Here is a 7,261-nt window from a genome sequence, read left to right on the forward strand (position 1 = left end):
GGAAGGGTGCGCCGCTACCTGTACGGTAGTTTAGGATAGTTGAAACCAAATATTTCTAAGCTGCTTGTTCAGCAGTGTCCGTATGATAATTGTTTGAGAAGTTAAATTCTATATGAAGTTATAGAAGATCTTTGTAGACAGATATGGTACGGTAATTTTCAATTATTATGTTTTTTGCAGGATGACTAATTCATAGTAAAAACTAAATAGGTTTGTTTTTTGCGTGACTAAGGATAGTATGGCGGGACATCTTGTTTAGGCACTTAATTATGCGGAGAATAGCAGTGAAGAAAAAATCTACTTACATGGATATGCTGAGAGTGTTTTTTGTACTTCTTTTTTGCTTACCAGTTACAAGTGGGTTTGATTTTAAATCTGATGTCACTCAAGGCCAAAGGGTGATAACTGTGAGCATCACAATCAGTCAGTAAAACAAATATAGAATCATCGTGTACGTGAGTACACGATGATTGATTCCAATTCTGAATGTTGACTGTCATCATTATGGAGTTAACCGGTGTCAGTTAGTGCTTTGGATGAGATATATCTTGGGAAAAGACGGAGAAGCGTGGCGTTATCGCCCACTTTCAGGGGTGTTTGGCGCATTTTGATAACCATTTGAGTAAGGTAATAAGCGGTTATGAATGTAAGTGGACTAAGCCGATTAATTGTTGAATATATTGAAAGCCGTAAACAACAAAAGCTGGATTCTTTTGATAAAGAGGCGGAAAAGAAACTAGCGAAGTTAGACTTGGCAGAGGATATCGTATTTACCCAACAAGAGATTACTGAACAACGTAAAGAATTGGAAGAACGTTACGAAGTCAGAAATTGGTTAGATGATGCTGCTAACCGGGCAAAGCAGATCAGCTTGGTAACACATGCCCTGAAATTTACTCATAGTGATGCAAAAGGTAGCAGTATTTTTGCAACATCATCAAACAGTAAGGAAAGTAATAAATATCTTTCCACCGTTACTTTGCATAAACCCGCGATAGATGCCGTGGGTAATGCGGCCGCTCTTGATATTGCAAAACTGTTGCAAACTGAATATCTGGGAGATTCACTGGTAGCGTCTATGAATCGGGGAGATTATTCGGCTTTGGCTGAATTGGCGGAAAGTGAGCAACAGTTCGAACGTTGGGTGAAGGGATTTCGACAAGCTCTGTCAGATGAAACGCTCTCTTCGCATAAACTGGCAAAACAGCTCTATTTCCCTATCAGCTCCAGTGAATATCATTTATTAAGCCCGCTCTTTTCCTCATCATTATCCCAGGCTATGTATCAGCGTATTGCCGGAGCACGTTTTGGTGAGTCATATAAAGAGATTAATAAAGCCAAGAGAGAGGAATATTGGCGTCCTGAAACCAGAGTGAGCTACCCTGATACTGCGGTACAGAATTTCGGTGGTACTAAACCACAAAATATTTCTTACCTTAACAGTGTGAGTGGTGGGCGGGTTTGGCTTTTACCTTGCTATATTCCTAACTGGCAAAGTATTCCTAAACCCCCAATGAAGCATATCTCTATTTTCTATCCGCGTGGTGAATTCGATACACTGGCTCGTAGCACTGTCTGGGAGATGCACCGCTATTTATTAAGCGTGCAACATCTTGAAAGTAATGTAAAAATTAGACGGCACCGTCAGGGATTTGTCGATGAAATTATTGATATTTTGTTTAACTATGTTGCTGGTGTACAGAATTTGGTTAGAGCTAAAGGTTGGAGCGCAGATGATAAGTGTGAGTTAAAGCGTTCTCAGCAGCTTTGGCTTGATCCTTATCGTTGTCAACTGGATAAAATATTCAAATTTGAGCGTGAAGGTGGGGACTGGAAAAAAGAGATTGCCTATGATTTTGGTCACTGGTTAAACGCAGGCTTAAAGCATAAGCGGTTAAAAGTGAAGTATGTCGAACGTCGTGAGTGGGCCTTTGTGTTTAAAAAGCGCCTACGTGAATTTGAAGATGGATTACCAGAGGTGCCACAGCTATGAGTCATTTGATTATTTTACGTCATCTTCGAGTGGAAAATGCGAATGCAATTGCTGGCTTAACTTATGGTTTTCCGGCTATTACTCATTTTCTTGGGTTTACTCATGCACTTTCACGTAAGTTGCAACAAAGTCATGGTTTAAGATTGGAAAATTGTGGTGTTATTTGTCATAACCACCAACTACATGCTTATCAGTCAGATCCGATTAGGGATAAAGTTTTTGCATTAACTCGCAATCCGTTAACCAAAGAAGAAAAAACGGCGGCATTTAATGAAGAAGGCCGTATGCATATGACGGTTTCTTTATTGATAGAATGTTCTGGTGAAATTACTAATGGTAGTGAAGGCGCTTATGAACTAGAACAACATTTGCTGAAAATATGTCCAACTCATCGGTTGGCTGGTGGCACTATCACTGAAATTGCTAAAGTAGATGTTATTTCTTTTCCACAACAAGAGCAGGAAACACGTAAGTTAATGCGTCGTCTACTGCCAGGATTTGCCCTGTTGGATCGCTCTGAATTATTAGCTGATCATTACGATACATTAAAGCAAAGCAATCCGCAGGCAGAACTGCTTGATGCTTGGCTTGATTTCGCTGCTATCAAAATGCGGGCTATTCCTGTTCAAGAAGATAAACAACCTGAAATTGGCGACCCGGCAACTTGGGAATATGTTGCCAAACCCGCTTCTGGATATTTAGTTCCTTTGATGACAGGTTATCAGGCAATATCGCCGTTATATCCTGCCGGACAAGTGGAGAAAACGCGAGATCCCAATACTCCATTTCGGTTTGTAGAAGCAATTTATGGAGTAGGAGAGTGGCAAAGCCCGCATCGTATTCATGATATTCGTCAGTTACTCTGGTGTTATGACTATCAAGAGGGTGTCTATCGATGCTGCAATCAGCAGTCTGCTGCCCGTCAATCCAACAAGAAAGTAAGAATCATCGACTGATTAACTTAAAGAAAGGGTATTTATATGGCTAAATTAACCAAAACCGCTTCTGTATTAGCATTTGAACGTAAACTTTCTAACTCTGATGCTGTCATGTTTGCTGGAAATTGGGAGCAGACTAGCGAATGGCAACCTATTGCTATTCAGGAAAAAGCGGTCAGAGGGACGATTTCTAATCGATTAAAAAACGCGTTAACCAGCGATCCGGCCAAATTGGATGCCGAGATTCAAAAAGCAAACCTGCAACGTGTTGATGTTGCGGCATTGCCTTTTGATTCTGATACCCTGAAAGTGAGTTTCACATTACGGGTATTAGGCAATCTTTCAACACCATCAGTGTGTAACGATCAGGATTATCAGGCTGAACTGGCGAATGTAATCAACGGTTATATTGCCGAGCATGGTTTTAAAACACTGGCTGCACGTTATGCAGAAAATCTGGCTAATGGACGGTTTTTGTGGCGTAACCGAGTTGGCGCAGAAGAAATTAAGGTTTGTGTGAAGGGGAAGAGTAGCGAATGGTGGGAATTTAATTGTGAAGATTTTAGTTTACGTGAATTCGGTAAGATAGAAGGTCATTTAGCTAAACTTGCTGCTGAAATTGAGGAAGGGTTGGCGGGTAGTGGATCAACATTCTTTAACGTTGAAGCGTTTGTTCGCTTGGGCTGTGGTCAGGAAGTCTTCCCTTCTCAAGAATTAGTTCTCGACAGTAACAGTAAGAAAAGCAAAGTGTTGTATCAGGTCAATGAAATTGCTGCATTGCATTCACAGAAAGTAGGTAACGCGCTTCGCACCATTGATACATGGTATCCCGATGCATCTGAGTTGGATCTTGGCCCAATTGCTGTTGAACCCTATGGTTCAGTAACTAGCCGGGGTAAGGCTTATCGTCAGCCTAAAGCCAAAATGGATTTTTATACTTTGCTAGATAACTGGGTCATCAAAGGAAAAGTGCCGGAAGTAGAGCAACAACACTATGTTATGGCGACTTTGATCCGTGGTGGTGTTTTTGGTGAGAAAGGTGAATAAGGGGATACGATGGATTATTACCTTGAAATCCGCGTCCTTCCCGATCCTGAATTTAGCCAGCAAAGCTTGATGGAAGCGTTATTTGCTAAACTGCATCGGGCATTAGGGCAAGTGGGTAACGGACGTATTGGGGTCAGTTTTCCGTGTGCGAGAAAAAAGCTGGGGGACACGTTGAGGATTCACGGTTCAAGCGAAGCGCTGAATGACTTACAGGCGTTACCTTGGTTAAAAGGGCTCAGGGATTATACTGAAGTGACGGATATCCAACCAGTACCTCAAGATACTCAATATCGTTGTGTGAGTCGGGTGCAGGTCAATAGTAACGTAGAGCGGCTTCGACGCCGTTCGGTTAAAAAGGGGTGGTTAACGGAGGAACAAGCCCGGCAATGTATTCCGATCAGCAAAGAACAACGCACTACTTTACCGTTTTTGCGCCTTAAAAGTCTGTCATCAGGGCAAAGTTTTCCGTTGTTTGTCGAACAAGGGTTAATAGAAGATAGACCAACACCAGGAGTTTTTAGCTCTTATGGATTAAGTGCGTCAGCTACTGTACCTTGGTTTTGACCCTTTTTTCTCGGTTAATTGTAAGCTATTGATTTATTAAGGGGATTAAACTCTGTTTATAAAAAGGGTTTTTCTCCTTTATAGCCACTTTGCTCTTTAATAATCAATAGATTAAAGTTAATATGCAACAGTTCACTGCCGTACAGGCAGCTTAGAAACCATCGAAGCGGGGTTATTTATATCAACTATTGTTCACTGCCGTACAGGCAGCTTAGAAATACGCCAACGGGAGAAAATATCTATTCATGGGGTTCACTGCCGTACAGGCAGCTTAGAAAACTATCTGACAGAGAATATCCATATTGGTGATGTTCACTGCCGTACAGGTAGCTTAGAAAAAGGTTAAATTTCTATTTCTTTCCTTGGTTATAAGGGATTAGGGGTACTGATTTATTCTTATCTTAATAACCGCTATTGGATTTGAAATCCGTAAGCCACGAATGGTTTATAAAACTAGCCCCTTATGGAGCTGGTTTTGTTGGTTTTATTAGGACATCAGCAGGAATACCAAACATACTGTGTAAATTCCGGATCATGGATAATGTCAGATTACGCTTTCTATTGAGAACTTCATAAACACGGTTGGATTTGCCGATAGTGGGTTCCAAGTCTTTAACTGTTAATCCTGATTGCTCCATTCTGAATTTAATGGCCTCGATCGGGTCTGGTGGGTCGATTGGATAGTGTTCTGCTTCGTATTCTTCAATGAGCAGAACTATCACTTCTAAAAAATCAAACTCAGGTGTTCCAATTTCAGGTTGATTATCAAACAGGGGTGAAATGGCTTCAAGTGCCGCTTTATAGTCTTGTTCTGTTCTAATGGGTTTAATGTTCATTGTTCACTCCGGTTCTACGGTGCTGGCATTTATGGCATCGTATTGTTTATGTGTGCCGAGGAATTTTACGTACATCCAACATGCGGGATAAAAGATAGAAACTATCAGACGGTAATTGTTTCCTTTAATGTTAAATACCACGCGATTATTTTTTAGGATGTTCGCATTACAGTATTGAGCCTTGATATCTGCTGGTGTCTTCCATGAGGCTTTTTTTGCCTCGTAAAACCAAGCCTTTAGTGGTTGTTCTGCGTCGGGATACTTTTCCCAAAATGTTTTCAGTGATGCAGCGGATATTATTTTCATAAATCTTACCTTAGTCCCACTTTGGGATTCACGTAAGTGTTTATTGCCCCTTAATTGCGATTTTTTTATGCCCCATGATGTGTAAGACCAAATTACGTAACAAGTTTATGTGACTTTTTAATTAAAAAACAAGAAAATCCGTGGAATGAGAATAGTGGTATTCGCTATTCATCCTTTTAACATTGTTCACTTTCTCTTTTTGCGGGCATTTCCTTTTTTGGCGATCGCAGGCGTATTTTTATCGGTAATTAGTCAGCGAAAAATTAAAGAAATCTAGTCCCATTAATGCCAGATTTTTAAAAAATAAAGAGGGATTGAAAACGGTTTATCCATTTTCATATTTAAACACTTATCGATGATGTTATACTCCGCTTATTTCACATTTACCTAACCTGCCATGACTCTTTAAAAGCGAAAATGTAGAGTGATTAAAGATTTTATATAATGGATGGTAGAATCACATAATAAATGCAACATAATTACTCTGCGAGTAAACAAGTTCATATTCGATTGAATCATTTATTTGTGGATTTTGTTGTTCCTATTTTTCACGAACAATTATTTAACTGGCTGATAAAGAATTCACTCTCCGATTGAAAACGTTATTAAATTTGGTTCTTTTTTTAAATATATTGTCTGATTAACCTATTATATCTTCTTATGTGTCTTTTTACAGGGTATATAAGCATTAATAAAGCCAATGCTTTTTCTCATTTTCACTGATAGATTTATGATGGGTAGGTTTTTAACCTCTGGTTTTAACTTGTATAATAAAGTTTTAGCCATTGTTTTCATTGTTTTTAATACTTGCTTTTTATTAATTTTAATCATCATGGTATATTGTGTTTTTTCGGATAGTATTCTTTTTCTCGCTGATTTATTTTAAGTTTTTCGCTAATGGTTAATGTAATTTAAAAAAACTGCGCTTATAATTAAATCTGTCTTTTATATACAAGCTTTAATGCTTTGATAATCGTGCTTTTTAGTGATTAGATAGGTTAGGAAAATGTAAAATAAGTGGAGTATAGAATCACGGATAAACGAATTAAACCGGGCCGGGTAAAAAGTGAATTCTGCCTTGGGTTTTGTGAGGGGTAGGTTTTAAACTGTTATTAAAAATCATTTTATAATTGATGGTTTTAAGCGGTATAAAGTTTTAACCGTTGTTTTTATCCCTTTTAACACCTGTTTTTTGTTAAGTTTAATCATCATCGGATATCGTGTTTTATGTTTAACGAACGCGGATTATATTCACTTCTTATCTTTTCTGATGCTGTTAAATAACTGGTGGGAAAGCGCTTTAATATCCGTTTATTCGGGTAATGTTATTTTACGTGCGATTTCTTTTCAACTTTGGATTAATGGTTAATGATTTTAGATTAAATGCTATTAATGGTTATTTTTAAAAATGGCATTTATTGCGTTAAATCCGTTTTTGATATAAAAGGTTTAAGACTTTGGTATTCGCGTTTTTAAATGATGATGACAGTTAACCTGTTATAGCAAGTCGTTTTTTTACTCGATGGATTTAATGAGTATAAAGTTTTAACTGTTGTTTTTATCCCTTTTAACACCTG

The 7,261-nt window shown here is 38.6% G+C and carries 6 protein-coding genes and 1 CRISPR repeat array; of the genes, 4 read left to right on the top strand and 2 right to left on the bottom strand.

All coding sequences use genetic code 11. From position 1 onward, the window contains the following. The first annotated feature begins 640 nt into the window (after nt 1-640). The 4 genes from csy1 to cas6f are packed head-to-tail and all read left to right on the top strand — an operon-like array spanning nt 641 to nt 4,542. Nucleotides 641-1,993, top strand: coding sequence for a type I-F CRISPR-associated protein Csy1 (csy1, locus tag ACGF7G_RS21170; RefSeq protein WP_387468179.1), 1,353 nt, complete (start codon nt 641-643; stop codon nt 1,991-1,993). After that, nucleotides 1,990-2,949, top strand: a complete 960-nt coding sequence (gene csy2, locus ACGF7G_RS21175) for a type I-F CRISPR-associated protein Csy2 (RefSeq protein WP_387468181.1) — start codon at nt 1,990-1,992, stop codon at nt 2,947-2,949. Before csy1 ends, csy2 begins: the two co-directional genes overlap by 4 nt. Nucleotides 2,950-2,973: 24 nt before the next feature. Next, nucleotides 2,974-3,978 (top strand): type I-F CRISPR-associated protein Csy3, encoded by a 1,005-nt coding sequence (gene csy3 / locus ACGF7G_RS21180; RefSeq protein ID WP_387468182.1) that lies wholly within the window; start codon nt 2,974-2,976, stop codon nt 3,976-3,978. 9 nt (nt 3,979-3,987) lie between these two features. Further along, the gene (gene cas6f / locus ACGF7G_RS21185; protein ID WP_133815621.1) at nt 3,988-4,542 is read left to right on the top strand and encodes a type I-F CRISPR-associated endoribonuclease Cas6/Csy4; all 555 of its coding nucleotides are present in this window, start codon (nt 3,988-3,990) and stop codon (nt 4,540-4,542) included. A gap of 130 nt (nt 4,543-4,672) precedes the next feature. Then, nucleotides 4,673-4,880: direct repeats of the CRISPR family, unit length 28 nt; unit sequence GTTCACTGCCGTACAGGCAGCTTAGAAA. 123 nt (nt 4,881-5,003) lie between these two features. Here cas6f and ACGF7G_RS21190 read toward each other — a convergent pair. Together ACGF7G_RS21190 and ACGF7G_RS21195 are read right to left on the bottom strand one after the other, a co-directional pair. Beyond that, nucleotides 5,004-5,378 (bottom strand): type II toxin-antitoxin system HigA family antitoxin, encoded by a 375-nt coding sequence (locus tag ACGF7G_RS21190; protein WP_133814650.1) that lies wholly within the window; start codon nt 5,376-5,378, stop codon nt 5,004-5,006. A 3-nt stretch (nt 5,379-5,381) separates the two neighbouring features. Continuing rightward, complete coding sequence (locus ACGF7G_RS21195; protein WP_133814651.1) at nt 5,382-5,684, bottom strand: type II toxin-antitoxin system HigB family toxin; 303 nt, start codon at nt 5,682-5,684, stop codon at nt 5,382-5,384. Nucleotides 5,685-7,261: the final 1,577 nt, after the last annotated feature.

Source organism: Photorhabdus sp. RM323S, assembly GCF_042879375.1.
GTDB lineage: Bacteria > Pseudomonadota > Gammaproteobacteria > Enterobacterales > Enterobacteriaceae > Photorhabdus > Photorhabdus tasmaniensis.